We start from the raw sequence: 2,500 nt of genomic DNA, 5'->3' as shown, positions 1-2,500 counted from the left end.
GGGGACCACCCTCCAAGCCTAAATACTACCCAGTGACCGATAGTGTAAAGTACTGTGAAGGAAAGGTGAAAAGAACCCCGGGAGGGGAGTGAAAAAGAACCTGAAACCTTGTGCTTACAAGCACCGAGAGCCCGTCAATGGGTGATCGGGTACCTTTTGTAGAATGGTCCGGCGAGTGAATGCATCTGGCAAGGTTAAGGACTTAAGGTCCGGAGCCGAAGCGAGAGCGAGTCTGAATAGGGCGCATAAAGTCAGATGTATTCGACCCGAAACCGGGTGACCTACCCATGTCCAGGTTGAAGTGGAGGTAAAACTCCATGGAGGACCGAACCGACTCCCGTTGAAATGGTAGCGGATGAGGTGTGGGTAGCGGAGAAATTCCAATCGAACCCGGAGATAGCTGGTTCTCTCCGAAATAGTTTTAGGACTAGCCTCGTATTAGATTACCGGAGGTAAAGCACTGAATGGCCTAGGGCCCGAGAGGGTACCGAAGCCTATCAAACTCAGAATGCCGGATAATTGATGTACGGGAGTCAGACAGTGTGAGATAAGTTTCATTGTCGAAAGGGAAACAGCCCAGACCCACAGCTAAGGTCCCTAAGTACACTTAAGTGGAAAAGGATGTGGGGTTGCACAGACAACCAGGATGTTGGCTTAGAAGCAGCCACTCATTAAAAGAGTGCGTAATAGCTCACTGGTCGAGTGACCCTGCGCCGAAAATTTAACGGGGCTAAAGTGTATACCGAAGCTTGGGATTCATACGCAAGTATGGGTGGTAGGAGAGCGTCGTATGAGGGGTGAAGTCAGAGCGGAAGCGCTGGTGGACTTCATACGAGTGAGAATGCCGGAATGAGTAGCGAGAAATATGTGAGAATCATATTGGCCGAAAGTCTAAGGTTTTTGGAGGAAGGTTCGTCCGCTCCAAGTTAGCCGGGAGCTAAGGTGAGGCCGAGAGGCGTAGCCGATGCACATACGGTGGAAATTCCGTAGCCGCCAAAAGATTTAAGCAAGGGGACACCTTGAAAGAGCATAACCCGGGCGATGGTTGCCCCGGGCGAAAGGGACCGAAATCAAGTAGGGAAGTATGCTTAGACGAGGGCGAGAAAAGCCTTGTGTATATCTTAGGCGCCCGTACCGCAAACCGACACAGGTAGATAGGAAGAGGATTCTAAGGCCAACGGGAGAAGGGTAGTTAAGGAACTCGGCAAATTGATCCCGTAACTTCGGAAGAAGGGATGCCACAGCGATGTGGCCGCAGAGAATAGGCCCAGGCGACTGTTTATCAAAAACACAGGTTTCTGCTAAATCGAAAGATGAAGTATAGGAGCTGACACCTGCCCGGTGCTGGAAGGTTAAGAGGAGATGTGCAAGCATTGAATCGAAGCCCCAGTAAACGGCGGCCGTAACTATAACGGTCCTAAGGTAGCGAAATTCCTTGTCGGGTAAGTTCCGACCCGCACGAATGGTGTAACGATCTGGGCACTGTCTCAATTACCCGCCCGGCGAAATTGTAGTACCGGTGAAGATGCCGGTTACCCGCGACAAGACGGAAAGACCCCATGGAGCTTTACTGCAGCTTAATATTGGGTTTCGATAATTTATGTACAGGATAGGTGGGAGACTAGGAAGCACGGGCGCTAGCTTGTGTGGAGTCAACCTTGGGATACCACCCTTAGATTGTTGGAATTCTAACCTGCGGCCGTGAATCCGGCCGGGGGACATTGTTAGGTGGGCAGTTTGACTGGGGCGGTCGCCTCCAAAAGAGTAACGGAGGCGCTCAAAGGTCCGCTCAGCACGGATGGAAACCGTGCTTTAGAGTGTAAACGCATAAGCGGGCCTAACTGCGAGGATGACGGTCCGAGCAGTAACGAAAGTTGGAGTTAGTGATCCGGCGGTATGAGAGTGGAATTGCCGTCGCTCAACGGATAAAAGCTACCCTGGGGATAACAGGCTGATCTCCCCCAAGAGTTCACATCGACGGGGAGGTTTGGCACCTCGATGTCGGCTCATCACATCCTGGGGCTGTATTCGGTCCCAAGGGTTCGGCTGTTCGCCGATTAAAGTGGTACGCGAGCTGGGTTCAGAACGTCGTGAGACAGTTCGGTCCCTATCTGTCGTGGGCGCAGGATATTTGAGGAGAGCTGTCCTTAGTACGAGAGGACCGGGATGGACACATCTCTGGCGCACCAGTTGTCACGCCAGTGGCATAGCTGGGCAGCTATATGTGGAACGGATAAACGCTGAAAGCATCTAAGCGTGAAGCCGCCTCCAAGATTAGATATCCCATAGCGTAAGCTAGTAAGGCCCCTTGTAGACTACAAGGTTGATAGGCTGCGTGTGTAAGCATGGTAACATGTTCAGCTTGGCAGTACTAATAGGCCGAGGGCTTGACCATAGCTTTCTTTTAGGTCAGGCTTCTTTGAGACATTTTCTTCTGATTTTGTCTCCCCACTTCGATCTCTTTCTCGCTTCTTCCTTTATTCAGTTTTTAGGGTATTCT

1 rRNA gene (cut by a window edge) is annotated in these 2,500 nt (G+C 51.3%); it reads left to right on the top strand.

The features are described 5' to 3' along the window. Positions 1 to 2,395 (top strand): 23S ribosomal RNA (locus BN3911_RS05160); it begins 442 nt to the left of the window's first position. Positions 2,396 to 2,500 lie beyond the last annotated feature (105 nt).

It is taken from the genome of Neglectibacter timonensis (assembly GCF_900048895.1).
GTDB classification, from domain to species: Bacteria; Bacillota; Clostridia; order Oscillospirales; family Acutalibacteraceae; genus Acutalibacter; species Acutalibacter timonensis.
This window is presented reverse-complemented; position numbering and strand designations above follow the sequence as displayed.